Genomic DNA, 25,317 nt, shown 5'->3' on the forward strand with positions numbered 1-25,317 from the left:
CGAGGAGATGGTTTTCTCGACACATCTATGTGTGCCGAAACTCACAAGGGCGCGCTGTTCGAGTGTGCCAACTTTACTAGAGTCGATATTTTCATAAGCGAATTGCGTATTGCGTCACGTTTTATTTTGTAAGCTCGGTTTGAGACCTTGCATGGCCGCGATGCCTGCGACGTCGAGCTAGGGCACAAGGAAGTGTGCCAGCCATTGGAGGTATCGCTTGCGCAGGCTTTGGCCTATCGGCGACACGGTTTTTTCCAGGGCCTGCGAACGGAATCGCGACCAGTCAATCGAGCTACAGATGATCCGTCAGTGGAAGGTTCGCATGAGTATCCAAATCGTCGGTCGTAATACAGTCGTTCCGGCAGCGCCGAGCATCGAGCAGGCAAGGCCGCAAGCGGAAGCGCCCAGCACGAAGGTCATACACAGCACCGTTTTCTCGGGGCTGGGCGTGGGCACTCAGGTGACCTTGATCGTGCACAGCGAAACCATGAGCGACCAACATGTCTCCATGCTGCACGACAATTGCCTGAAAGCGCTGGAGCGCGCGGCCCGTTCGGTGTGCGAGGAAGTCGCAGCGGCCTGAGGCGTTTGTTGCGTAGTCGAAGCGCTAGTAGGGAAGAGGGTGCCTTTACCCCAGATTCCGCTGCTGCTGCTGCCGCTACCGTTGCCGCCGGCGTTGCCTGTGCCTCTGCCTCTGCCTCTGCCTGCGCGGTTGCTGTGCGTCGCTGAGTACTCGCGAAGGCAATCGAAGACCCGGAGGGCGGCGCGCAGGGATGCGCGCCGTTTTTCATCGGGACAGGGATGTCCCGTATGAAAAATCCCTGCGCGGGCATCGCTCGTGCGGGCCTGTGATTCAAAAGAAAAGCATTTTTCTTTGGTTATCTTTCTTTTGTTGCTTATGACAAAAGAAAGTAACCCGCCGCTTTAGTGGCGGAAGCTTTTGGCGTTTGATCCTGATCTTGATCTTGCTTGAGCCAAACGCCGCAAACCCGTTACAGCGCGGTCGCGGCTTGTGACCGAAGGAAATCCAGTAGGACGCCGCTCCTACCCTTAGAAGCCGCGATCACCATCCTCGCCGTTTGCGGCTGGAGCCCAGGGTAGGAGCGACGCAAGTCGCGACCGCGTTCTCGCGGCCTCCGGCGTGCGCCTCAAGCAGAAGTAGAGCTTCCGTCCACAACACGAGCAGCGGCTTGGGACCGCCATCCACTCCGAGAAACCTGCCCAGGCATAACCAAAATCGCCACCCGCTCGATACGCCGACCCTCGCTCCAACGACCCGAACGCAGGCATCTGATGCTGCGTTGCACAAACATGGTGCAAGCCCGCCCGATTTTGGAGCGCGGCGCGCCGCAGGCACCGAACGCGTATCCGTGTCGCTCATCCAAGTGATTGAATTCGTGACCAACACAGCTCGTTCGCTGCGACGCGCGTAGTTGGCACGGCTATTGCGTAGCCTAGTAGGCGGGTGCAACGGCGCATCCGCGACAACCTGATTCCGGCAGACGGGCCAACGGCGGTCCGGCCTGTCGAAGACAACGGCGTCTTTCCGGTGCGAACCGGGAAGGCGCCGTTTTCGTTTCTCCCCCTCACGGCCGCTGCGGGACGCCTGGATCGGGCGTTCGCCGCGGCCCCGTTCGGAGATTGCGCGGATGGATCGATCCTTCTGGCGGGCCGGGCATACGCCCACGCTGTTGTCGGCTTTTCTGTATTTCGATTTGAGTTTCATGGTCTGGTACCTGCTCGGGCCGATGCAGGTGCAGATCGCCCAGGCGCTGCATCTGGATACGCAACAGCGGGCCCTGATGGTGGCCGCGCCGATTCTGTGCGGTGCGGTGTTGCGCTTGGTCCTGGGGATGTTCGCCGACCGCGTCGGCGCCAAGCGCGCCGGCCTGATCGCGCAGGCGTTGGTGATCGCGGCCCTGTTGGTGGCGTGGTGGCTCGGCGTCGACAGTTTCGCCCAGGCCTTGTTGCTCGGCTTGATGCTCGGCGTCGCCGGGGCCTCGTTCGCGGTCGCCTTGCCGCTGGCCTCGCGCTGGTACCCGCCCGAGCATCAGGGCACGGCAATGGGCATCGCCGGCGCCGGCAACTCGGGCACGGTGCTCGCGGCCTTGTTCGCACCGGCGCTGGCGGCCGCGTTCGGCTATCAGAACGTGTTCGGCCTGGCCTGCATTCCGCTGCTGCTGGTGCTGGTGGTGTTCGCGGTCTGCGCCAAGGACGCGCCGGTCGATACGCCGAGCAAGCATTGGGCCGATTACGGCCGGGTGCTGGTCGGCAACCGCGACTCGTGGTGGTTCATGCTGTTCTACGCCATCACCTTCGGCGGCTTCGCCGGCTTCGCCAGCGCCTTGCCGGGCTATTTCCACGACCAGTTCGGCTTCGAGCCGAAGATCGCCGGTTGGGCGACCGCAGCCTGCGTGCTCGCCGGCTCGGTCATGCGGCCGCTCGGCGGCGCGATCGCCGACCGCATCGGCGGCACCCGCACCTTGCTGGCGGTGTATCTCGCGGTCGCGACCTTGGTCGCCATCGCCGCGCTCGGGCTCGGCGGCCCGGTCGCGACGGTCGCCTTGTTCGTACTCACGCTGTTGTGCCTGGGCGCCGGCAACGGCGCGGTGTTCCAACTCGTGCCGCAACGCTTCGGCGCCGACATCGGCCTGATGACCGGCTTGATCGGCATGGCCGGCGGTATCGGCGGTTTCTTGCTCGCCGCCGGCATGGGCGTGTTGAAGCAGCACACCGGCAGCTATGCGCTCGGCCTGTGGCTGTTCGCCGGTTGCGCGGCCTTGGCCTGGGGCTTGTTGGCGAGCCTGCGGCATCAGTGGCGCCACCGTTGGGCGGCGCTCAGCGCCGCACGCGTCTGAACCGGCCCCGGAGCGAACTCATGAAGAAACCCAGATTGGTGGTGGTCGGCAACGGCATGGCGGGCGCGCGCACGCTCGAAGAGCTGTTGAAGCTGGTCCCGGACATGTACGACATCACCGTGTTCGGCGCCGAGCCGCATCCGAACTACAACCGCATCCTGCTGTCGCCGGTGTTGGCCGGCGAGCAGGCCTTCGACGACATCGTGCTCAATTCGCTGGCGTGGTACGCCGAGCACGGCATCCGTCTGCATCTGGGCAAGGAAGTCACCCGCATCGACCGGGTGCGGCGGCGGGTGATTGCCGCCGATGGCACCGAGGCCGAGTACGACCGTCTGTTGCTCGCGACCGGCTCGCTGCCGATCGTGCTGCCGGTGCCGGGCAAGGACCTCAAAGGGGTGATCGGCTACCGCGACATCCACGACACCCAGGCGATGATCGACACCGCCAAGGTGAAACGGCATGCGGTGGTGATCGGCGGCGGCCTGCTCGGGCTGGAAGCCGCCAACGGCCTCAAGCAGCGCGGCATGGAAGTGACGGTCGTGCACCTGGCGGGTTGGCTGCTGGAGCGCCAGCTCGATCCGGTCGCCGGGCAGTTGCTGGAGAAGTCGCTGACCGAGCGCGGGCTGAAGTTCCGCCTCAACACCTCGACCCACGAACTCATCGGCAACGCGCAGGGCGAAGTGACCGCGGTGCGCTTCTCCGACGGCAGCGAAGAGCCGGCCGACCTGGTGGTGATGGCGGTCGGCATCCGCCCGAACATCCAGTTGGCCCAGGCCGCCGGCATCCATTGCGCCCGCGGCATCGTCGTCAACGACTCGTTGCAGACCTTCGACCCGCGAGTGTATGCCGTGGGCGAGTGCGTCAGCCACCGCGGCATCGCCTACGGTCTGGTCGCGCCCTTGTTCGAGCAGGCCAAGGTCTGCGCCAATCACCTGGCCAACTACGGCATCGGCATCTACAGCGGCTCGGTGTCCTCGACCAAGCTTAAGGTCACCGGCATCGACCTGTTCTCGGCCGGCAACTTCATGGGCGGCGACGGCAGCGAGGAAATCGTCCTGTCCGACCCGGCCGGCGGGGTCTACAAGAAGCTGGTGATCAAGGACGATCGTTTGATCGGCGCCTGTCTTTACGGCGATACCAACGACGGCGGTTGGTATTTCAAATTGCTGAAGGACGGCAGCCGCATCGACGACCGCCGCGACCAGTTGATGTTCGGCGAGAAAGCGCTCGGCGATTCCGGCACCGCCGGGCAGAACCGCGCCAGCGCGATGACCGACCGCGATGAGGTCTGCGGCTGCAACGGCGTGTGCAAGGGCACCATCGTCAAGGCCATCAACGAGCGGGGTTTGTTCACCGTCGACGAGGTCAAGAAACAGACCAAGGCGGCGAGTTCCTGCGGCTCCTGTACCGGCCTGGTCGAGCAGATCCTGATGAACTGTCTGGGCTCGAACTTCCAGGAAACCCCGAAGACCAAGGCGGTGTGCGCCTGCACCGACCACAGCCACGGCGACGTGCGCAAGGCGATCCGCGAGCATCGCTTGTACACCCACGCGGCGGCCTACGCCTTCCTGGAATGGCGCACGCCGAACGGCTGCGCCACGTGCCGGCCGGCGGTCAACTATTACCTGCTTTCGACCTGGCCGCGCGAAGCGGTCGACGACCCGCAGTCGCGTTTCATCAACGAACGCGCCCACGCCAACATCCAGAAGGACGGCACCTTCTCGGTGATCCCGCAGATGAAGGGCGGGGTGACCAATGCCGGCGAATTGCGCCGGATCGCCGACGTGGCCGACAAGTACGCGGTGCCGATGCTCAAGGTCACCGGCGGCCAACGCATCGACTTGCTCGGCATCAAGAAAGAAGACCTGATCGATGTGTGGAAAGACCTGGGCATGAACTCCGGCCACGCCTACGGCAAGTCGATCCGCACGGTGAAGACCTGCGTCGGCAGCGAGTTCTGCCGCTTCGGCACCCAGAACAGCACGCAGATGGGGATCGACCTGGAAACCATGCTGGCCAACATGTGGAGCCCGCACAAGGTCAAGCTGGCGGTGTCGGGATGCCCGCGCAACTGCGCCGAATCCGGGATCAAGGACGTCGGCATCATCGCCGTGGATTCGGGCTGGGAAATCCACATCGGCGGCAACGGCGGCATCAAGACCGAGGTCGCGCGCTTCCTGGTCAAGGTCAAGACCAGCGACGAGGTGCGCGAGTACACCGGCGCCTTCCTGCAGCTGTACCGCGAGGAGGCTTATTACCTCGACCGCACCGTGCACTACATCGCCCGCGTCGGCATGGACTACATCGTCCAGCGCGTGGTCGATGACGCCGGCAACCGCAAGGCCTTGTTCGAGCGTTTGCTGTACGCGCTGGAAGGCTTGCCCGACCCCTGGGCCGCGCGCATCGCCGGGGCGCGTCCGCGCGAGTTCCAGCCGCTGCGCATTCCCGCAACGCTCGTCGAGGCGGAGGCCTGAACCATGCAACCGACTGCCTACTGGTTGCGGGTCTGCCGGCTCGACGACATTCCGGTGTTGGGCGCGCGGGTGTTGGAAGTCGCCGGCGCCGACAACATCGCGCTGTTCCGCACCGCCGGCGACCGCGTGTTCGCGATGGTCGACCGCTGCCCGCACAAGGGCGGGCCGCTGTCGCAAGGCATCGTCGCGGGCGACAGCGTCACCTGTCCGCTGCACGGTTGGAACATCGCTCTGGCCAGCGGCGAAGCCTGCGCGCCCGACGTCGGTTGCGCGCGCAAGTTCCCGGTGCGCATCGACGGCGACGAGGTGTGGCTGTCGCTCGATACGGCCGCGGCCGGGAGCGGCGGCTGATGGAAGAACTGGCGCTGCGTGGTGAGATCGACACGCTGCCGGCGACCGCGCCTGAGTTGCAGCGTACGCGCACTCGCTCGGTCTGTTGTTATTGCGGGGTCGGCTGCGGGGTGTTGATCGATGCCGAACACGGCCCGGACGGCAGCCGCATCGTCGGCATCGAAGGCGACCCCGAGCATCCGGCCAATCGGGGCCGTTTGTGCACCAAGGGCCGCAGCCTGCCGCAGACCGCGAGCAGCCTGAGCGGACGCTTGTTGGCGCCGGAGCTGCGTCACTTGCGGCAGGAGCCGCGCCGCCCTGTGGATTGGGCGCTGGCGCTGGATACGGTGGCCGACCGCCTGGCCGGCATCGTCCAGCAGCACGGCCCGGATGCGGTCGCGTTCTATATCTCCGGGCAGTTGTTGACCGAGGATTACTACGTCTTCAACAAGCTCGCCAAGGGCTTGCTCGGCACCAACAACATCGACACCAACTCGCGCCTGTGCATGTCGAGCGCGGTCAGCGGCTACAAGCTGGCGCTCGGCGCGGACGGCCCGCCGACGTGCTACGAAGACCTGGAACTGGCCAAGACCGTGCTGTTCGCCGGCAGCAACATGGCCTATGCGCATCCGGTGCTGTTCCGGCGCCTGGAAGCGGCGCGCGAGCGCGATGCCGAGGTGCGCTGGATCGTGATCGACCCGCGCCGCACCGACACCGCGGCGATGGCCGACCTGCATCTGCAGATCCAGCCCGGCACCGACGTGGCGCTGTTCAACGGCATGCTGCATCACCTCATCTGGGAAGGGCGGGTCGATGCGGCGTTCATCGCCGCGCACACCGAGGGCTATGCCGAACTCAAACAGATGCTGCGCGACTACACCCCGCGCATGGCCGCGGAGTTGTGCGGGATTGCGGTCGCCGACCTGATCCAGGCCGCGGACTGGTTCGGCCGCGACGTCGCGGCGTTGTCGTTGTACTGCATGGGCCTCAATCAGTCGGCGCACGGCACCGACAAGAACCTGGCCCTGATCCATCTGCACCTGGCCACCGGCCAGATCGGCAAGCCCGGCGCGGGGCCGTTCTCGCTGACCGGCCAGCCCAATGCGATGGGCGGGCGCGAAGTCGGCGGCATGGCGACCATGCTCGCCGCGCATCGTGAGATCGGCAACGACGCCGACCGCGCCGAACTCGAAAGCCTGTGGGGGCTGCCCGGGCACAGCCTGTCGGCCAAACCCGGCTTGTCGGCGGTAGCCTTGTTCGAGGCCTTGCGCACTGGCCGGGTCAAGGCGGTGTGGATCGCCTGCACCAATCCCGTGCATTCCATGCCCGACATCGGCCAGGTGCGCGAAGCGCTGCAACAGGCCGAGTACGTGATCGTGCAGGAAGCCTTCCGCAACACCGACACCGTGCCCTATGCCGACGTGTTGTTGCCGGCGGCGAGCTGGGGCGAAAAAGACGGCTCGGTAACCAACTCGGAACGGCGTATCTCGCGGGTGCGTGCGGCGGTGCCGGCGCCCGGCCAGACCAGGCCGGACTGGTGGATCGCCAACGAAGTGGCGCGTCGCCTGGAAGCGCGCCTCGGGCCGCCCGGCGTCGCGCCGCTGTTCGCCTTCGATGGGCCGGCGCAGATCTTCGACGAGCATCGTCGCCTCACCGTCGGTCGCGACCACGACATCGGTGGGCTCGACTATCCACGCCTGGACCGCCAGGGGCCGCAGCAATGGCCGTTTCCGGCCGGCGCAGCGCAGGGCCTGGCGCGGCGCTACGGTGACGGCGTGTTCGCCACCGCCAATGGCCGCGCACGCTTTCACCCCACGCCGTATCGGCCGGTGGCCGAGGCGACCTCGGCGCGCTTTCCGCTGCGCTTGCTCACCGGGCGCCTGCGCGATCAATGGCATGGCATGTCGCGCAGCGGAAGAGTGCCGGGTGCGTTCGCGCACAGCCCCGAACCGGGCCTGCGCATGCAGCCGCAAGACGCGGCGCGGCGCGGGCTGGCCCAGGGCGATCTGGTCAAAGTGATCAGCAAGCGCGGCGAACTGGTGCTGCCGCTGGAGCTATCGGACGAAGTCGCGTCCGGCACGGTGTTCGCGGCCATGCATTGGAGCGGGCAGTTCCTCTCCAGCGGCGGCATCAACGAAGTCAGCCAGCCGGCGGTGGATGCGCGTTCGCTGCAGCCCGAGCTCAAGCATGCGGCAGTAAGGGTCGAGAAAGCCGAATTCGCCTGGCATCTGCTCGCGGCACGGCGCGGCGATGCCTTGAGCCTGCAGGCGGCGGTGCAACCGCTGCTCAGGGATTGCGGTTTCGCAGCGCTCGGCCTCGCTGCGGATGCGATGGCCGAGGGGATGTCCAGTATGCGCGGCGGCGTGGCCGACGACCCGGCATGGCTGGTACTGCGCGCGGCTTGCGAGCACGCGCCGCCGCCGGAATGGCTGGAGGCCTTGAGCGAGGCGCTGCAGTTGCACGCGGGCCGCGACACCCTGGAATACCGCGACGCGCGCCGCGGCCTGTTGAAGCGGGTGTCGTGGCGCGCCGATTGCAACGACAACCGCATCGACGGCCTGCTGTTGACCGATGCGCAGCGCCACGACGCCGGGGAGAACCTGCTCGATTCGGCCCTGTCCGGGCGGCCATGGAGCGGATCGCGCCTGGCGGTGTTCGCACAATCCGGCGGTGGCGGCGCACGCGATGCGGTGGTGTGCAACTGCCTGCAGATCCGCGAGTCGAGCATTCGCGCCGAGATCGCCCGCGGCGCCGGCGTCGCCGAACTCAAACAGCGCCTGGGCTGCGGCACCGTCTGCGGTTCCTGCGGACCGCAATTGAACCAACTGTGCCGCCTCGCGGCACAGGCGTGATCACGACCCCTCGGGCATCAATACGGAGTCATCATGGATCGCATCGTTTCCGACTCGTTCCGGCGCGCGCCCAGCGAAGTGGTGTTGCTGTCGGCCGGCCCCGGCGACCTGGAACTGCTGACGATCAAGGCGGCGAAAGCGCTCGCCGCCGCCGAGGTCGTGCTGCTCGACGAACTGGTCGACCCGCGTATCGTCGAATTGGCGCCGTTGGCGCGGGTGATCCGCGTCGGCAAGCGCGGCGGCTGCCGCTCGACGCCGCAAGCTTTCATCTGCCGGTTGATGCGCCGTTATGCACTGCAAGGGCAGCGGGTGGTGCGGGTCAAGGGCGGCGATGCGTTGTTGTTCGGCCGCGCCGGCGAAGAGATCGACTTCCTGCGCCGCGCCGGCATTGCGGTGCGCATCGTCAACGGCATCAGCGCCGGTTTCGCCGCGGCGGCGAGCCTGGGCGTGTCGCTGACCCACCGCGATCACTGCCACGGCATCACCTTCGTCACCGCGCATACCCACGACCACGGCGAACCGGACTGGGCCGCGCTCGCCGCCACCGGCACCACCTTGGCGATCTACATGGGCATGAGCCGCATCGCATCGGTGGCGGCGGGGCTGCTGCTGCATCTGCCGGGGCATACGCCGGCGGCGATCGTGCAGGGCGCGAGTCAGGACTGCGAAACGTGCTTGTTGACGACGTTGCAGCGATTGACCGGCGATGCCGAGCGCATCGTCTTCGGTCGGCCGGGTGTGATCCTGATCGGTGCTGCGCTCGCCGAAGCGCGCGTCGAAGCGAAGGGTGCGATGGTGGGCGCTGATCGAGTTTGTCTGTCCTAAAAAAATGTTTCAGCTGGCACAAATCTTTTGCGACGCCGCCGAGATCGAACTTGCGCTCTGCGCTTTTTTGCGTACATGCTTCAGGCGTTCGACAGAGTCGGGCATGCGCACATGTCGTCGCCTGCGGCGTGCGCATCCAAGAGAATTGCGCCAACTTTCAGGAGACTTTCCATGCCGACGTCCGATCCGACCGGCTCTTCATCCGGATTTCTGTCGGGCTTATTTAGCCGCGTCCAACGTCAACCGCAGTCCACGCCGGTCCCACCCGAACCCGTGCAGCCGCAGCGGCCCAAGCTCGATCCGTTGAGTGCCGCGGCGATCATGGAAGACGGCTATCAGCCCAAGAGCACAGGTAAGACCGGCGATTGGCAGCGTGTCGACGATGAAATGCTGAAGAAACTCAATCTGGATCCGGGCAAATTCCATAGCAGCCCCAGCGGTATGCATGCGACCTTGTATCGCAAGCCCGGCACCGACTCCGAGTCCGAAGGATTCGTGTTGGACTATCGCGGTACCGCGCGGCTCGGAGATTGGTCGGCTAATTTCCGCCAGGCGCTGGGCATGAAGAGCGAGCAGCACGAGCAGTCGATGCTGCTGGGCAAGGAAGTCAGCGCGGCACTCGGTCCGAGCCTGGTCGGAGTGACCGGTCACTCCAAGGGCGGCGGCCAGGCCTTGCTGGTCTCGCAGGCGATCGGTGTCGATTGCGTCACCGCGAACCCGGCCTGGCCGAGCCTGGGCACGCTCAAAGCCTACGGCTTCAACCCCGAGACCTTTCACAAGGGCAAAGGCGGCCCATCGGTGACCAACCTGGTGGTCGAAGGCGAGCCCTTGCAGGGCTTGCAAAGCACCGGTGTCGTCTCGCTGGTGCCGCCCAGGCAGGGGGTGGAGTTGCAGGGGCCGAAGTTCGAGTTCAAGCCTCAGCAGCACAGCGGCCTGCGTGGTCACGAACCCGGCGACGACCCGGACCTGGACATGGCGCGCCCCATGTTCGCAGCCGTGGATGGGAGCAAGCATCTGCTCAAGTTGCATGGCATCGGCACGGTGCGCGAGTCGCTGCAGAATAGCGAGGTCGCCAAGCTGGCCGACGTCGCCCACAAGGGCGGTTTGTCGAAGGTCGATCACATCATCGCGGAGAAAGACGGCGGCCAGGGCCATTTCCTGGTCGAAGGCAAACTCGGCGATCCCTCGGCGAAGTACGCCAAGGTCATGGGCGCCTTGCCGAGCGGTGTCTTGGGCCAGCAGTTGATCCAGCACATCAACCAGCATGGGATGCTGAACCGCCCACAGATTCAGCAGGGCGGCGAGCACGCGCCGACCCTGCCGCATACGCGCCAGATCTGAGCGTCGTTGGATCTGCGGGCCGAGTCACGACGTGGTTCGGCCCGCACTATGCAGGCAGGTAGCGATGGCGACGGTTAGGATCGGGACCGAGCGGTAGTGATCGTCGCGCCTTTCGGCCACGCTATTTCTCCTTTCGCTTGGGTTTGGTCGCCGCGGTTTTCTTGACTGTCACCGCGGTGTTCTGCGGCGCGCGTTTGACCGCCTTGACCGTGCCGATGGCGCTGTCGCCGGATACCGCGTCGTCGAAGCGTTCCTGCATGCCGCAACTGCGGTCGGGGTAGACGACGCAGGTGCAGGTGTCGACCCCCTCCATGCCGTCGACGTTGAGGCCGACGAAGCCCAGCGGAGCGTAGCGGTGTTCGACGCCGAGCGGCGGCCGCAGCTCGGCGACCCCGCCGTTGCGCGGCCATTCGATGTTGCCGGTGGCGACGCGGGCCGGAATCAGCCAGTAGTCGCCGCTGCGATACTCGCCGTCGGCTGCGAAACGGACCTGGATGCCGTCCTCGAGCGCGATCCAGTACCACTCGCCGGGCTTGCCGGGTTTGCCGTCGTCGGGTTTGTCCACCGGCACCGCGCCGTCGACCAGCACGATGTCGCCTGCACCGACATGGTCCCAGCGCCGCACCTTGGTCGTCGCGTTGGGGCTGCGGCCCTGGGCCTGGGTCAGCGTCAGCGTGTTGCCTTCGACGCCGCTGATCTGGCTCAGCTGGCCGGGACGACCGAGCAGGTCGTCCTGTTCGTCGGTGATCTCGACCCATTGCCGTTCGCGGAAGTCGCGCGCGTTGGCGACTTCGAGCTTGTCGCCGCCGCCGCCGATCCAGCGCGTCAGCACGCTGCCGTTGTCGCGCGACCATTTGAAGGTCGCGCCGACGTTGCCGTTGTCGTTGCCGCGATGGATCTCGACCCGGTACAGATGGTTTTCGGCGCCGCGATACGCAGAGTCGGGATCGGTGACGCAGGGGTCGTCGAGGCGCGGCAGCTCTTGCAGTTGCGCCGCCAGTTTCGGCGGTTGCCGGTCGAACAACAGCAGCGGCGCGGGGCAGGCCGAGCGATAGTCTTCGTCGAGTTGGTCCAAGCCTTGCTGCAGGCGTTCGATTTCCTGTTTCAAGCGCTCGCGCTCGGCTTCGTCCTGGGTCTGCTCGGCGCGTTCCTTGAGAACTTCGATGCGCTCTTCGAGTCGATCCCGGATCGTCTCCAATTCCAGTGCGCGCACCTGCCAGATCACCTGGCGCCGGCTGCAGGTGTCGGGCCCGCCGAGTGCGACTTCGCGCAGTTGCGGCATTTCCACCGCGGTGAGATGACGCTCCCACACGTCCAGATAGACCCAGAAACGGCTGTCGTCCTGGTTGGAGGACGATTCCAGCCACGATCGCAGCGGATCGCCCGAACCGGGTTGGTCGTTGGCCGGCGCGGGAATGAAATGCGGCTGCGACAGGTAGTCGCTGCCGTCGCATTCGCACAGCACGCCGTCGACGTAATAGCGTCCGGCGCCGATCCGCAGCGAGCGTTTGCCGTCGCGCTGCTCCAGGGTCAGCCCGAATCCGGGGGTTCCGGCCGGCGCCGCATAGGGACCGAACACGTCGCGAGCGAGCGTGCGCAGCAGATGCAGCAGGATCGCGCCCTGTTCGTTCGGGTCGGCATCCAGCGTGACCCGGCCCTGTTGCAGCAGGACCTGGCTGAAATGATGGCGGGGATCGAAGCTCGCCCGTGAGAAGTCGCCTTTCATAGCTGCTTTCCTTCCAGGTCAATCGGCGAAGAGAAGTCCGACGGTCATGCCGGCCGGGGTGTACTGGTCGAGCCGCGCGCGCAGGTTGGCCTCGCGTTGCGGCTCGTAGAGATGGTGGTAGACGCCCATCTGCGATTCGTCGTCGGCGCCGCGCAGGATCTCCAGCGCGCAATGATCGAGCAGCCGCGCATAACCGGGCCGGCCGTAGCGCCGCGAGCGATAGCGCGGCCGCACCCGCAGGCGCTCGGCGGCGATCTCGCGTTGCTCCAGTGGCGCCGGGAGCTTGCGATCGCGCACCGCCGCGATGACGCCGTCGGGTTGGCAGCGATAGCGTCGCGGCGTGCGGCAGTGGCAGGGCACATGGCTGAAACGCACACAGCCGATCTGGCGGCGGGCGACGTTGAGGCAGTCGTTGAACAGGCAGTTCTCGGCCAGTTCCAGGGCATGCGCCTCGATCGTTCCGAACACGGTGCAACGAAGCAGTTTCAGACGCGCGTGCGCGACCGCCGAGGTCGCCGCGCCGATCGCTTCCTGGCGCGGGCCGGCGGCGTCGACGATGCTGTCTTCGATCGTCAGCGGGATCGGATCGCTGCCGACCTCGTCCTGCTGGATCTGGATCGAGCCGACGATGCTGCGTTCGATCCGTACCTTTGCGCGCAGGTTGTACAGCTCCAGGCTGGGTTCGGCCGGGCGGTCGGGTTCGCAGCCGCAACCGATGCCCCAACCGGGCACCAGGGTGCAGTGGCGGATCGACAGCTCGGCGGCGCAATCGGGCTGTCGTGCGGCTTGTTCGGCATAGGTCTCGGGTTCGCGCGGCGCCGACACGTGTAACGGCCGTCCGGTCAGCAGGATGCCGTCGAGGGCGAAGCGGCTGCCGACATCCATCTCCACGGTCAGCGCATCGGCCAGGTCGGTCTGCCAGTCGATCAAGCGAATCACCGGGCGCACGCCGTTGGCTGCGCGCAAGCTCAGCGACTGCCCCGGTTGCAGCCGGATGTGCAGCGGCTCGACCCAGACCCCGCTGTGGATCAGTTCGATCACGGCGTGCTGCGGCGACTGTTCCTGCCACAGGCGCAGGGCGTCGGCTATGCGCGGCACCGGCGCGGGGGCGTCGGCCGAAGCGTCGTGCGCGCCGGACTCGCCGACCCGATACAAGCGGAAGTCCTGCGCCGGTCGGCGCATCGTCCGTCGGTATTCGCCGCCGCCGAGGTCGGCGGCGAAACCGTAGTGATAGCTGACCCGCACGCCTTTCTTCGGAATCTGGTTCGGCGGGAACATCAGCCGGCCGAGCACCGGATCGATCGCGACCTTGCCGCGCGGCACGCGATAGCGCCAGCCGCTGAGGTCGGCGACCACGACCGCGCCGACCGGAAGCGGTTCGCTGGCGTCGTGGCCGGCCCAGCGTTCGGCCCACACCGCCAGGCTCTTGCCGATGCCGTATTCGTCGTCCAGGTGCCGTTCCAGGACGCGCCGACGCAGCGGCATCGGCAGGTTTTCCTCGCCGGCGAGATGGTGGCGGTCCGGCTCGGGGCGCGGCTTGCGGTACAGCGGCGCGTCCTGCCCGAGCACGCTGAAGGTGAAGCAATGCGGGCCGGCATCCTCGACGCAGTAGGCCGGCGTGCGCGTGACCGGATAGCTGCGCATGCGCCAGGCGAACACGCCGACGCTGGGGATGTTGTAGCGCCCCGGGCGACGCGGCGAAGCGATACGGCGCACGTCGACGCTGTGCGCGAGCGGGTCGAACGGCCCGCCGCACAGATCCAGCGCCGCCATGTCGCGCAACGAGGCGGTGCCGAGCCGGTGCAGGTGCAGGTGATCGAGGTTCTGGGCCCGGTCCAGGCGCTGGAAGAACTCGACCGCGCGCGCCGGCCAGCCGGCGATGTCGCGGGCGAGGTCTTCGAGCAGAGCGACCGTGCCTTTGCGGCGACGGTGCTGGATCGACTGGGCCACCTCGCGTCGCGGCACCAGCGCGCGCTCGAGCGCGCGCCCGGCGTCGTCGCGGCGCTGCGCCGGCGCCCCGGCCGCGTCCACCGGACGATAGCCGATCAGATCGGCGAGATAGGGCACGACCCAGTCGTCGGCGGTCTCGATGAACCAGTTGTCGTACAACTGCGCGATATCGTCCTCGACCAGGTTCATCTGCTCGGCGATCACCCGCAGCAAGGCCTGCAGCGGATAACCCTGCTCGATGTCGCGGATGCGGTGAATCGTCGGCAGCAGCCGGTACAGGCGGTCGATGCGTGGTTCGATGTGCAGCGAAGGGATGTCCATGTCGTCGCTCACTGGACCGGATTGAGGATCAGGGTGTCGGGCACGTTCGGCACGAAGCAGGCCAGCCGCGCCGGCCGGATGGTGTCGCCGTTGGGCTCGGCGGGGCCGGCCTCGACGCGGGCGGGCGGCTGGATCGGTATCGACTGTGCATCGTTGCCGTTGAAGCCGCTGTCGCTGTCGCCGTGGACGATGGCCTGGACGATGTCGGTGATCTCGTTCTGGCGTATCAGCCGGCGCTGGTCGCTCTGCCCGTCGATGACGGTCTCGGGGATGCCGCCGAAGCTGTCGACGTCGACCCAGTCGATGCCGCGCACCGACTGCATCGCCGCGACGATCTCGCACAGCAGGGCCGGCTGGGCGAGGGCGCGCTGGTCGAAGCCGAAGCGTTCCAGCAGGCGGTCGCGTACCGCGGTGGCGACCGGCTCCCAGCGATGGCCCGGCAATAGCCGCAGCCGCGCTTGCAGCACCAGGGCGATGCGTTCGCGCATGGCCACCTGCACCGACAGGGCGGGGTCGCCGAGTTCGCGCAGGGCCTGCATGAGGTTGCGATAGAGGTCGGAATTCGGATCCAGCGGCATGTCGTCGACCCCGGCGACGGTGATGTGCACCACTTCGCGCACGCCGTCGCTGAGCCGCGCCGCCACGGCCTTGGCGATGCCGGCGAACATACGGGTGAAGTCGGCGTAGTCCGACAGCGACACCAGCCGGTCCAGCGCCATCAACGAACGCGGCGCGTTCTCGCGGATCAGCCCGATGCTTTCGCGGTCGGCGCCGCCGGAGGCGCGCAGCGGATTGATCACCTCCTTGATTCCAAGCGGACGGCTGATCAACAGCGAGATCTGCCCGGCACGCACGTTGCCGCCCTTGCCGATGCCGTTGCGGTATTCGGCGCGCAGGTTCTCGAAGCCGCTCGGTGGGCGCAGGCCGTTGACGCCGTCGCCGAACACCACCGAGGTCACGCCGTCGTCGCCGGTCACGGTGACGTAGGCGCGCGCGTCGGGGCCGAGCCCGGCGAGGCTGTCGGTTTCCTGCCATTCCACCTCGTTGACCAGCACCTTGAGCGTGCTTGCCGCGCCTACCGCGGTCGGCGCCGGGCGCCAGGTCAGCGGCGGTTGGCGCAAGGCGAAGCGTTGCAGCGGCCGCCGCGCGTCGCTGCTGCCGAGTACTTCCTTGCGGCTCTCGCCGTGACTGGCCGCGACCACGTTGGCACGGATGCGCAGCCCGTCGCGGTAGTACACGTAGGCCAACGGCGTGGCCAGGCGCAGGGTGGTGTGCGGACGGTCGCCCGGACGCCAGAAGTCGCTGCCGTGCTTGAGGCCGGCGATCATCATCAGCTCGCTGACGCGCACGCCGCGCACCCCGGGAATGTCGCTGCGTTCGCCTTCCACCACCACCCAGCGACCGGACTTGAGTTGCTCGTGCAACGGGCCCAGTTCCAGTTGGCTGCCGGAGACGTCGTCGAGAATCGGTTCGGCGGCCATCTCCAGGCGGCGCCGTTGCGGGTGCAGCCAGGTCTGGCGCAGTTCGAAGATCTCGAGGCGAGTCTCGCCGTCGGCGACATCGCGCCAGGCGCTGGGCTTGCCTTCGGCGCCGAATTCGATCCGGGTGCTTTCCTGTGACAGCCCGTAGGCGCTGCGCGGCCCGGTATGCGTGCTGGCGACGTGCATCACCTGGTAGCGCGCCAAGCGCTCGGTCGGCAGCGGCGGCCGCACGACCAGGACCCGATCGCCGATCGCGAGCAGCGGATCGGCCTTGCCGAGGAAGGCGTTGCTGTCGCTTTCGTCGTCCTCGTAGACCCAGTCCGTCCACGATTCGACCGACGGGATGGTGTTGTTGGTGGTGCCGGGCATCGGCTTGGACGAGCCGGCTCCGAACAGGGTCTCGCCCGCGCCGAGCACGTGCACGGCCGTCAACGAGGGCGTCGCCTGTCCGGGGCTGGAGCCGCGCCAGGCCGCGTAATAACTGTCCTTGAGGGTCGGCGCGAAGTCGGTGATCAATTGCGGCTGCACATCGGCGTCGTAGCTGAAGGTCTCGTCGAGCTTGCGCGGCAGGCGCAGGGTGTTGGCGGCCTGCAGCCGGCGCGGCTGCAGCAGATACTCGACCGCATCGTCCGGTCCGCCGTTCGGCGTGCTCGCGCCCGGCAGCTCGAGCTCGGACAGTGCCTCGCCGAAAGCGTCGATGGCCTGCATGGCGTTGCCGTTCTCGACCCCGCCGTTCAGCAGGCCGGCCCATTCGTCCATCGGCGGACGCGGCGCGCCCAGCCGCAGTGCATTCAACAGTTGCGCGCAATTCTCGATCGCACGGTCGTCCTGGATGAAGGCCAGTTTGTTCTGCAGAACCTGCAACAACGGGTGCGCCTGGTCCTGCAGCGGCGGCAGCGGCTGCAGGCGCAGACGCGTGCGTTGCCCGGCGAAATCGGGTTCTACCGCGATCAAGCGACGTGCGACGTGCACCGCGTTGGCCGAGGCGCCGAACTGGAACAGCAACAGGTCGCCGGGCAGGACGCCGGTGTCGACGCCGACCGCGTGGATGCTGTCGAGGGCGAGCACGTTGGCCAGCTCGATCCGCTGCGGCCGCTCGCGGCGGATCTGCAGGTCGTTCCATTCGCGCCGTGCCTGCAGCGCTTCGTCGGTCTCGAACGATTGCGGCAGTTCGCCGGGACCGGGGATGCTCTGCGCGCGCATGCCGACCGGCAGTTCGACCGGCTCGGCCTGGTTGTCGTCGACGATGTAGGACAGGAACACGCTGGAAGAGACGCCGGCGCGCGGCGCGTAACCGACCAGGCGCGCCAGTTCGACCAGGGAGCGGCGTTCGCCTGCGGTGCGCAGATAGCCTTCGTTGGCGATGCGTTCCTGATAGAAGCTCAGTACGTCCGAGACCGTGGCCCAGCCGTCCAACAAGGCGATCGCCGGGTCGGCGGGGTCGCGCGTGGTCAGCGGCTGCAGGGGCCGCAAGCTGCGCGCGGGCTGGTGGCCGTCGCCGGGAACTTCGACCTCCATGCTCGGCAATCGCGCCTTCATGCTGGCGAGGAACCGGCCGTGGGTGCCGACCCGGTAGGCCAGCGCGGGCAGTCCGCGACGGTTGTCCAGCGCCACCGGCGTCGACGCCGCGACGCCTTGGCAGCAGCCACAGCGGGCGCCGCCGCATCCGCAGTCGTGAGCGCTCATCGCCCACCTCCGACGAAGATCGAGAGCTTGCCGTGCTCGGGATAGTTGGGGTCGTTGTCGAGGCGCGCGATCTCGTGTGCGCCCAGGCGCAGGATGCCGTCTTCGAGTTCGCGGTTGGCGGCCGCGAACAGGCGCTGCAGACGGATCACCCGGGCGCATTCCACGCCGGTCACCGCCATCGCTTCGGCGACCAGTGCGCTGGCCCGCAGGCTGTGGCCGAAGCTCAAGCGATCGGGGTGGAAATAACCCGGTTGGCCGTCGCGGCGACGACCGGAGCCGAAGTGTTCGAGCAGTGCGGCCTTGATCGCGCCGCGCTCGTAGCCGGGCAGGGCGCAGACTTCCAGGCCCAGTTCGATCGGCACGTACACCGCCGTCTCCACATGCAGGTCGTGGCCCATGCGGCGCACGCGGTGCAGGGCCGTCTGGACATCGCCGATCAACTCGGCGTCGGCCGGCACGCGACCGTACGGGTCCAGAGCCACGTCGGCCTCGTACCAACTGCCGGTCCATACCAGTTCGCCGGCGGCGCGCTGCACTCGCAGATCGCGTTCGGCCAGGTGCGCGTAATCGTCGGCGGTGATCGCGCGCAGGCGTTGCTTGCGGAACGCGCCGGGCGCCAGCAAGCGCGCCTGCGCCAGCGGCTCGGGGTCGGTGCCGCCGCGCGCCGACAGCGGATTGTCGACGCGCAGCTGCAAGCCGCTCCATTCGCCGCGCAGATGCACGCGGTTGATGCCGTGGGCGCCGACGTTGCCGGCGCTGCCGTTACCGAGCCGGTAACGGGCGGCGAAGCGGCGGCCCGGTTCGGGGCGCTTGCCGAGGTCGTCGTCGCCGAAGCGCAGATGAGCCAGGCCCTGGTTGTCCATCTCGACGACCACATGGCGGTCCTCGTCGCCGCTGCCGAGCAGATCGAACACCGGCGTCCACACAGCGCCCTCGTCATCGTCCAGGCGCAATGCAGGCAAGGCTTCGCGCGGATCCTGATCGAGGCTGGCGGACGCGGCGCGATTGGCGGCCGGCACCTGGGTACGATGGGTCAGCGGCGCATCCGGCAGGTGCCAATGGAAGCGGCCGGGCCGTTGCACGAGTTCCGACGGTTGGCCTTCGCATTCGCATTCGGCCTCGCCGTGTGCGTCGGGCACCGTGCCGAGATCGAGCGGGCCGGCGCGGCGGCCGTGGTCGGCCAGGACTACGTTGCCGAGCGCCATCGACACATCGTGCAAGCGCGCGCAGTTCGGCGCCGGGCCCAGTGCGCTCAGGCACAGCGCGAACGGCAGCGCGTCGTCGCTATGCCATTCCACCCGTAGCAGAGGTATCGGCCGCGGGTCGTCGGGGCCGGTGGGATAAAGCGTGTCCTCGATTGCCTCGACCCGGGTCAGCCGCACCGGCCGGACATGGGACGGATCGGCATCCGCCTCGAGTCCGCTGCGCGGTCCCAGCACCTCCTTCAACAACAGCACGTCGCCGGCCTTCAGTTCCAGCGCGCGTGCCTCGCCTTGCGATTGCGCCCACGCATCGCGCAACACCGCCGTCGTCGCACCGCGCGGCAGGCAGCAGTCGTCGCGCCCCCAGTCGTAGAACGCGATGCGGTTGTGTGCGCTGCGCAGGGCGATCAAGCCGGCGTCGCCGCCGGTCAGCGGCAGGAAACTGTCGTAGCGGTGGTAAGGATCGGACGCGAGCGTGCGCATGGCCTCGTCGCCGAGCAGGGGCGGCACCGGCGCATCGGCGGCGATGCCGCTGAGGAAGATGATGTCGGCGACCGCCACATCGAGATCCTGCGAGGTCTCGACGGCGACCCAAGCGCGGGCATTGCAGCCTTCGTGCAGGCGATAGTCGACCAGCCGCGCGTGCCGGCGCACCGAGATGCGTTGGCGCGCGGTGTCGAGATAGGCCTCGGTCGCGACCGCATCCTGGTAGTAGCTCAGATAATCGCCGGCATAGGCCAGCAACTCGATCAAGGTGACGCCGAGATCGGGTACGTGCTCCGGGTCCCAGTCGGGCGAAACCAGTGCGAGCCGGTCCTGGATCAGGCGACGGAAACTGGCGTAGTCCTTGGCCAGGTACGACAACGCGGGTTCGCTCGGCGGCTCCTCCACGCAGGCCGGTACCGCCGCGCAATCCAGGTCGGATGGGCAGCCGGCCTTGAACGAGAACTCGGCGCTGGCGTACATCGGGTCCAGCCCGTCGATGTCGAGCAGGCGCAAGCGGTAACGCGAATGGTCGCCGCGTCGATCGAGACGTACCGTCAACCAATCGTCGACATCGGGTTCGTCGCTGGGGTGCGGGTCGACGTCGACGATGCCGATGTCGCCGATGCGGGTGCCGCCTTCGATGCGCAGATGGCGCAGCAGCCCGGGGCCGTCCTCGCCGAACTCGGGCGGCAGCTTGCCGAGAAAGTAAACGTGCAGTTCGAGTTGGTCGGCGGAGACTTCGACGAAGTCCAGGCCGACCCGCCCGCGGAAGGCACGGACGTCCTGGCGGCGCGGATCGTTGCAGCATGAAAGAGTCATGACGGAATCCCTGCCTCGGTCAGATCGCGCGGGTGAAGCGCGCGCTTTGCTCTTCGCGGGTGCGCAGCAGCACGTAACTCAGCTCGACGGTCAATGCGGCGTCCTGCGCGCTGACCTGCAACGCGCGCACTTCGATCACGTCCTGCAACCAGCGTTGCAGCGCCGCCTGCAAGGTGAATTGCACGGTCGCGGCCAACTCGGGGCTGTTGCCGGCGAACACCAGTTGCAACAGCCCGCTGCCGAAGTCGGGCCGATTGACGCGTTCGCCGGCCTGGGTGAACACCAGTTGCTCGATCATGTCGCGCACGTGGCCGGCATGGTCGGTGGCGGCGCTGCGGCCGCGGCCGTCGACATGGAAAGGGAAGTCCAGATGCATGGCGGTTCTCCGGCTCGTGCTGCGGCGGCTAGGTCGCGAACACGCGGGCCTGCATGGCGCCGACGATCGGCGCGCCCTGCGGGATCTGTTCGGCGCTCTGGCAAATGCCCGGCGCCGGCCCGGGCGCCGGCGTCAGCATCGCCGGCAAGCCCATGACGGTGACCCGCGCGCTCGGCATCGTCCAGCGCACGGTGACGCAGGGCTGCGGCTTGCCGTTGGGCAGGGTGAAGGGACAACCGGCGACGACGATGGTCGGCGCGCCCGGCGGGATCGTCGCCACCGGTTGCCCCATCACCAGTACGCGCGTCTGCACCGGCGCGATCTTGGCCTGGCCGACCGCGTGCTGGCAGGTCATGACGGCGTTGGCGTGCAACAGATATCCGGGCATGGCCGCGTCCTCAGGTGATCGCCATGGCGACTTTGTTGAAGGTGATGGTCGGCCCGACCAGATAGATCGAGGCGCCCTTGCCGTTGTCGATGTAGATGCCGCTGTCGTTGACCACCAACATCGCCCCGGTGGTGCTTTTGAGTACGATGCCGCCGGTAATCGGCGTGGGCGGCATGTCGCTGACCATGAGCATGTTCTGCAGCAAGGATTGGATGACGATGTTGGGATCGGCCGGGTTGCCGAGCTTGGCCATGGCCGGCGGATCGGCGCTGGTGTCGAAACGACAGCCCAGCCACACCGGCTTGTTGACGTCGCCGTGTTCGAACATCAGCCACACGCCGGCGCCGACCGGCGGCACCGCGTACACGCCCATGCCCGGACCGGGCGGCCCGGACAGGGGCGTGCAGGGCTCGGCCCAGGTGGTCGGCACGAAGCCGGCCACGTCGACCGCGGTCAGCAACAACCGACCGCGGAATTCGGGATCGGTGTTCATGGCGACCGTGCCCCGGTAGATGCCGGGATACAGTCGTACGCCGCTGGATCCGTCGCTCATGTCGGCACCCTCGGAGTCAGGGAAATCAGTCCGTCGCGACTGAGCTCGAAGCTCTGCTTGAACTCGCCGCGCTTGATCTTGTGGGTCACGCTATCGACGTAGTAGAGACCGTCGTAGGCCAGGCCGGCGCCGCGCACGCCGACCATCAGCTTCGAGCGCAACACATGGCCATAGCGCAACACGTCGAGCGAGCCGCTGACGGTGATCGCATTGGCCGCGCCCTTGAGCATGCGGCCGAGCATCTTCTTGAGGGTGAACTCGGTCGAGTCGCCGCCGGTGTCGTGCGACATCACCGTCTTCAGCGGCGGCGTCGGCCGTGCGCCGAGCGGAGGCTGGAAGATGTTCACCGAAGGGATCGGAATCACCAGCGGCAGACGGCCGGTGATCGGATCGTGAACGTTGACCAGCAAGGTCTCCTTGGCCAGGCCGTCGAGCTGGAAACTCATCGACTCGACGTTGGTGTGCGCATCCATGTTGATGCTCAATGCCGGCTGCGGTACCGGGATGCGGATGTTCGGCCCGAGGTAGGCGATGCTTTGCCCGGGCAGGGGCCCCGGTTCGACGTAGAAGACGAAGCCGCTGTCGTCGGCGATCTTCTTGAGGTGCTCAAGGTCGGTGCCGTTCTGCGCTTCGATCTTCTTGGTCATGATCGGCTGTTCGGGAATGAACGGCGGGATCACGATCGGCACGATGCCGAGCCCGGCGTATCGGGCCAGAATCTGGTAGGCCTGCACGGTCGAAGACATGTTGGGATAGGGCAGGGCCAGTTCGATCAAGTCCATCGCGGTGCTCAGGTCGTCGCCGGTGATGGTCAGCACCGACTGCCCCGGGTCGCTGCTAGGCGCGAGTTCCTGCCGCGTCACCAGGCCGTCCATCAGCACGTGCGGAAATCCTCCCAGCGTCACCATGACCACCACGCGCGTGGCGATCGGGTCGAAGTAGCCGGCCGGCAGCAGCGTGGTCAGCAACGGCGAGTCCTTGCTGACGCCGAAGCTGAGCTGGAACCCGCTCTTGTCCTTGCCGCTGGTGACCTCGACGCTCTGCAGCGCATCCACGACCATGCGCGGCGCCGGCACCGGCACCGCCGGCCCGATCATCAGCGTCAGGTGGATGCCCTGGACCATGGCTTATTCCCGCGCCGGCGGCGGCACGCCGTCGGGCAAGGTGATGCGTACGCGTTCGCCGATCGTGTCGGTGAGCTCGTCGGGGTGCATCGCGCCGTTCGCATCGCACAAGCGCCAGAACGCTTCGGAGTCGCCGAGTTCGCGCGCAGCGACGAGGTCGGGACGTTCGCCTTCGACCACCGTGTGCTCGTGCAAGGTGACGAAACCGTCCAGCGGCGGCAGGAACCGCCGTAGCAGATACGGCACGACCGTGCCGTCCTCGCCGACCCGCATGGCCACCGGCACCGCGTGGTAGCGGCTGCCGGGTGGAAAATCGTAGTTCGCCATCGCCGTATCCTCCGTCGTTGCAGCGGATCGAGATCCGCGTCGTCCTGATCGGTCTCGCGCTTTCGGTCAGAACACGCCTGGAATGCCGAGAGCGCGGAAATCAGCGCCGATTGCCTGGGCCGCGAAGCGCTCCTTGCTCAGCAGGTAGCTCATGAACAAGCCGCCGCCTTTGCTGTCGAATCCGATGTCGTCGATGCTGAGCACGCGCAGGCCGAGACTGAGCTTGGCCCTGATCGGATTCAGCGACACATCGAAGGCCTCCTCGGTGATGCTCAGCTCGGTGATGCGCACCGGCGCGATCCGGTTGGGGCCGAACACGAACACCGACAGCGGCGCCAACGCCGGCGCTATTTCCAGCGAGCCGGTCGCGGCGATCGCATTGGCCGCGAACAGGTCGCCGCTGGCCGGATGGACCAGCGCTTCGATCGCGGCGATCTGCGGATGCAGGCCGCTCAGCGTGGACGACACTTGGCCGGCTTCGAGGGCATCGCTGGCGTCGATTTCGGCCTCGAGCTTGATCGTCTCCGCCGGCGGCCCTTTCAAACGCAGCGCTTCCGAACGATCGCCGGATTCGCCGCCGATGCCCTTGATCTGCAGGCTGCGGGTCATGCTGTCGGGGTTGTATTGCAGGCCGATGATGCGCAGCACGTTGCCGCTGACCGGGTCCAGCAGGACCAGGCCGCCGCGCAACAGCTTGGGAGATCGTGGGTATCCGCTCATCGTCTGGTTTCCCTGTCGGCCCGATCAGAAATCTCTGCTGAAGAACGGGAAAATCGGCGTCCTGATGTCGTTGGGGTGATGGACTTTCCATTCCGATTGCATGCGGTCCATGAAGTTGGGGTTCTCGCGCGCATTGAGCTGGTCGGCCTGCAGGCGCAGTCCCAGGTTGAGCAGGTCGAGGTTGAGCGGGCCTAAGCGCAATCGCTCCGGCATGCCGATCGTGCGCATCAGCTCTGACGATCGTTGCGCCTCGGCGACGAAGGAATCCGCATCGCGCGAGCCGAAGTAGCTGCCACGGGCGCTGTAGGCGCGGCGGATGCCGAGCCAATCGATACGAGAGTTCATATCGGTGGATGGCGGTTGCCAGAAGTTCGGGTCCAGGCCGCTCAGTGGAGGAACCAGGCCCAGAGGGGCGCGTAACGGCCATCGCAGCGGCATCAACGACGGAGCCGGCGCGGGAGGGGGCGGGGTCGTGGTCGGCAGCGGCGGCGACAAGCGCAGCGGCGGCACCAGCGAGAGGCGTGGAAATCGCGGGCGCGGCGAGAGCAGGGACGGGGGCTGCAGGACGAAAGACGGCACCTGTGGAATCGTGGCGGTGTCGTCGGGATCGGCGCGTCCGCCTTGAGGCGCGGCTTGCGGCGCATATGCGCTGATTCGCGCGAAGTCCACGCCCGTCGACGGCCGCGCATGGGGTAGGCGCTGGCAGGATTCGTGGGGGGCTGCCAGATTCGGAGCCGCGGAGGCCCGCACCGGAGTAACGGAGTTCTTTCGTCGTAGGCGAGGATGAAGGCCATGGCGCTCCATCAGCGGGTTCCTCGCCGCGGCGGGAAATCGAATTTTCCCTCGAATTGAAGGTCGTGGCCCTCGCCCTCTTCCTTGAGCGCGTCTTGAGCCTGTTGAAACAGATACGTGCTGCTCGACGGCCCGAACATGTGGAGAGGGTCGGGGTCCAGGCCCGGGTCCTGGTCGAAGAGAGCCGTGACGAACGACCACAGCCATTTCGCCTTCGGACCCAACTCGGGAACAGGCAGTTCGCGGCCTGGCAAGCGGCTGAGGTTCGCACGGGGAACCTCCAGCCGCGGTGGAGGCTCGGGCCCTTCCACCCATTTCGGCAAGCTCTGCTGCTGTGATGGCAACGGCAGCTTCAGCATTTTTCTTAGCCTGGCCGACGGCGGAGGCTTGAACGGCGAGCGCGGTTTGGTCAAGGGCGCGATCAGCGACATATGGGCAGGTAAACGCATCCGGCCGGACTGCGAAGAGACCGGTTGCAACAGGTCGGCGGGATCGGGCCGGAGCTGGGAACTCGGCATGCGCGCCACGATTCGCGCGGCATCAGAGGGCGCCTTTTGCTCGGTGTCGTTCGGACGCACGGCGAACGGGCTGGCCGCCGCCGGGCTCGCGGGTTTGAGCAGGTTGCGTTCGATGCTGTGGCGTTCCATTAGTCGCCCCTCAATGAGCAGCATGGTGGGCCTATGCGC

At 67.1% G+C, this 25,317-nt stretch carries 19 protein-coding genes; 7 read left to right on the forward strand and 12 right to left on the reverse strand.

The genetic code is table 11. From position 1 onward, the window contains the following. Nucleotides 1-322: 322 nt before the first annotated feature. From GLA29479_RS07870 to GLA29479_RS07900, 7 genes are all read left to right on the forward strand, one after another. Nucleotides 323-583, forward strand: coding sequence for a hypothetical protein (locus GLA29479_RS07870; protein WP_144436405.1), 261 nt, complete (start codon nucleotides 323-325; stop codon nucleotides 581-583). A 1,105-nt stretch (nucleotides 584-1,688) separates the two neighbouring features. Beyond that, a complete protein-coding gene (locus GLA29479_RS07875) occupies nucleotides 1,689-2,858 on the forward strand; it encodes a nitrate/nitrite transporter (protein WP_211265073.1) in 1,170 nt (389 codons plus the stop codon). A 20-nt stretch (nucleotides 2,859-2,878) separates the two neighbouring features. Further along, nucleotides 2,879-5,332 carry a nitrite reductase large subunit NirB gene (gene nirB / locus GLA29479_RS07880; RefSeq protein ID WP_057973106.1) on the forward strand — a complete coding sequence of 818 codons (2,454 nt, stop codon included), beginning with the start codon at nucleotides 2,879-2,881 and terminating at the stop codon, nucleotides 5,330-5,332. 3 nt (nucleotides 5,333-5,335) lie between these two features. Beyond that, complete coding sequence (gene nirD / locus GLA29479_RS07885) at nucleotides 5,336-5,683, forward strand: nitrite reductase small subunit NirD (protein ID WP_057971270.1); 348 nt, start codon at nucleotides 5,336-5,338, stop codon at nucleotides 5,681-5,683. Further along, on the forward strand, nucleotides 5,683-8,514 hold the full coding sequence (locus tag GLA29479_RS07890) for a nitrate reductase (protein WP_169795626.1): 2,832 nt from the start codon (nucleotides 5,683-5,685) through the stop codon (nucleotides 8,512-8,514). The genes nirD and GLA29479_RS07890 overlap by 1 nt, the downstream gene beginning before the upstream one ends. 78 nt (nucleotides 8,515-8,592) lie before the next feature. Then, on the forward strand, nucleotides 8,593-9,339 hold the full coding sequence (cobA, locus tag GLA29479_RS07895; RefSeq protein WP_211265074.1) for a uroporphyrinogen-III C-methyltransferase: 747 nt from the start codon (nucleotides 8,593-8,595) through the stop codon (nucleotides 9,337-9,339). Between the two features lie 273 nt (nucleotides 9,340-9,612). Further along, entirely contained in the window at nucleotides 9,613-10,680 is a 1,068-nt protein-coding gene (locus GLA29479_RS07900; protein ID WP_057971272.1) for a Tle-like phospholipase domain-containing protein, read from the forward strand. Nucleotides 10,681-10,801: 121 nt separating this feature from the next. Here the strand turns inward: GLA29479_RS07900 and GLA29479_RS07905 are convergent, their stop codons facing one another. The 12 genes from GLA29479_RS07905 to GLA29479_RS07960 all read right to left on the reverse strand — a co-directional run bounded on the left by GLA29479_RS07905 (nucleotide 10,802) and on the right by GLA29479_RS07960 (nucleotide 25,278). Then, nucleotides 10,802-12,406, reverse strand: coding sequence for a DUF6519 domain-containing protein (locus GLA29479_RS07905; RefSeq protein ID WP_057971273.1), 1,605 nt, complete (start codon nucleotides 12,404-12,406; stop codon nucleotides 10,802-10,804). 18 nt (nucleotides 12,407-12,424) lie between these two features. Continuing rightward, a complete protein-coding gene (locus GLA29479_RS07910; RefSeq protein WP_057971274.1) occupies nucleotides 12,425-14,677 on the reverse strand; it encodes a hypothetical protein in 2,253 nt (750 codons plus the stop codon). Nucleotides 14,678-14,685: 8 nt separating this feature from the next. Beyond that, nucleotides 14,686-17,844, reverse strand: a complete 3,159-nt coding sequence (locus tag GLA29479_RS07915; protein WP_057971275.1) for a putative baseplate assembly protein — start codon at nucleotides 17,842-17,844, stop codon at nucleotides 14,686-14,688. After that, on the reverse strand, nucleotides 17,841-20,351 hold the full coding sequence (locus GLA29479_RS07920) for a putative baseplate assembly protein (protein WP_057971276.1): 2,511 nt from the start codon (nucleotides 20,349-20,351) through the stop codon (nucleotides 17,841-17,843). The genes GLA29479_RS07915 and GLA29479_RS07920 overlap by 4 nt, the downstream gene beginning before the upstream one ends. A 19-nt stretch (nucleotides 20,352-20,370) precedes the next feature. Continuing rightward, nucleotides 20,371-20,727, reverse strand: a complete 357-nt coding sequence (locus tag GLA29479_RS07925) for a GPW/gp25 family protein (RefSeq protein WP_031372326.1) — start codon at nucleotides 20,725-20,727, stop codon at nucleotides 20,371-20,373. Nucleotides 20,728-20,755: 28 nt separating this feature from the next. Continuing rightward, nucleotides 20,756-21,115: a hypothetical protein gene (locus GLA29479_RS07930; protein WP_057971277.1), complete on the reverse strand. Its 360-nt coding sequence runs from the start codon at nucleotides 21,113-21,115 to the stop codon at nucleotides 20,756-20,758. Nucleotides 21,116-21,125: 10 nt separating this feature from the next. Then, the gene (locus GLA29479_RS07935) at nucleotides 21,126-21,668 is read right to left on the reverse strand and encodes a phage baseplate assembly protein V (RefSeq protein ID WP_031372328.1); all 543 of its coding nucleotides are present in this window, start codon (nucleotides 21,666-21,668) and stop codon (nucleotides 21,126-21,128) included. Further along, nucleotides 21,665-22,792 carry a hypothetical protein gene (locus tag GLA29479_RS07940; protein ID WP_057971278.1) on the reverse strand — a complete coding sequence of 376 codons (1,128 nt, stop codon included), beginning with the start codon at nucleotides 22,790-22,792 and terminating at the stop codon, nucleotides 21,665-21,667. Before GLA29479_RS07940 ends, GLA29479_RS07935 begins: the two co-directional genes overlap by 4 nt. Before the next feature lie 3 nt (nucleotides 22,793-22,795). Next, complete coding sequence (locus GLA29479_RS07945; protein WP_057918131.1) at nucleotides 22,796-23,119, reverse strand: hypothetical protein; 324 nt, start codon at nucleotides 23,117-23,119, stop codon at nucleotides 22,796-22,798. 66 nt (nucleotides 23,120-23,185) lie between these two features. Further along, on the reverse strand, nucleotides 23,186-23,839 hold the full coding sequence (locus GLA29479_RS07950; RefSeq protein WP_057971279.1) for a hypothetical protein: 654 nt from the start codon (nucleotides 23,837-23,839) through the stop codon (nucleotides 23,186-23,188). A gap of 24 nt (nucleotides 23,840-23,863) precedes the next feature. Further along, complete coding sequence (locus tag GLA29479_RS24410; RefSeq protein WP_144436406.1) at nucleotides 23,864-24,643, reverse strand: hypothetical protein; 780 nt, start codon at nucleotides 24,641-24,643, stop codon at nucleotides 23,864-23,866. Beyond that, nucleotides 24,643-25,278, reverse strand: a complete 636-nt coding sequence (locus GLA29479_RS07960) for a hypothetical protein (RefSeq protein ID WP_144436407.1) — start codon at nucleotides 25,276-25,278, stop codon at nucleotides 24,643-24,645. Before GLA29479_RS07960 ends, GLA29479_RS24410 begins: the two co-directional genes overlap by 1 nt. Nucleotides 25,279-25,317 lie beyond the last annotated feature (39 nt).

Source organism: Lysobacter antibioticus (assembly GCF_001442535.1).
Classification (GTDB): domain Bacteria; phylum Pseudomonadota; class Gammaproteobacteria; order Xanthomonadales; family Xanthomonadaceae; genus Lysobacter; species Lysobacter antibioticus.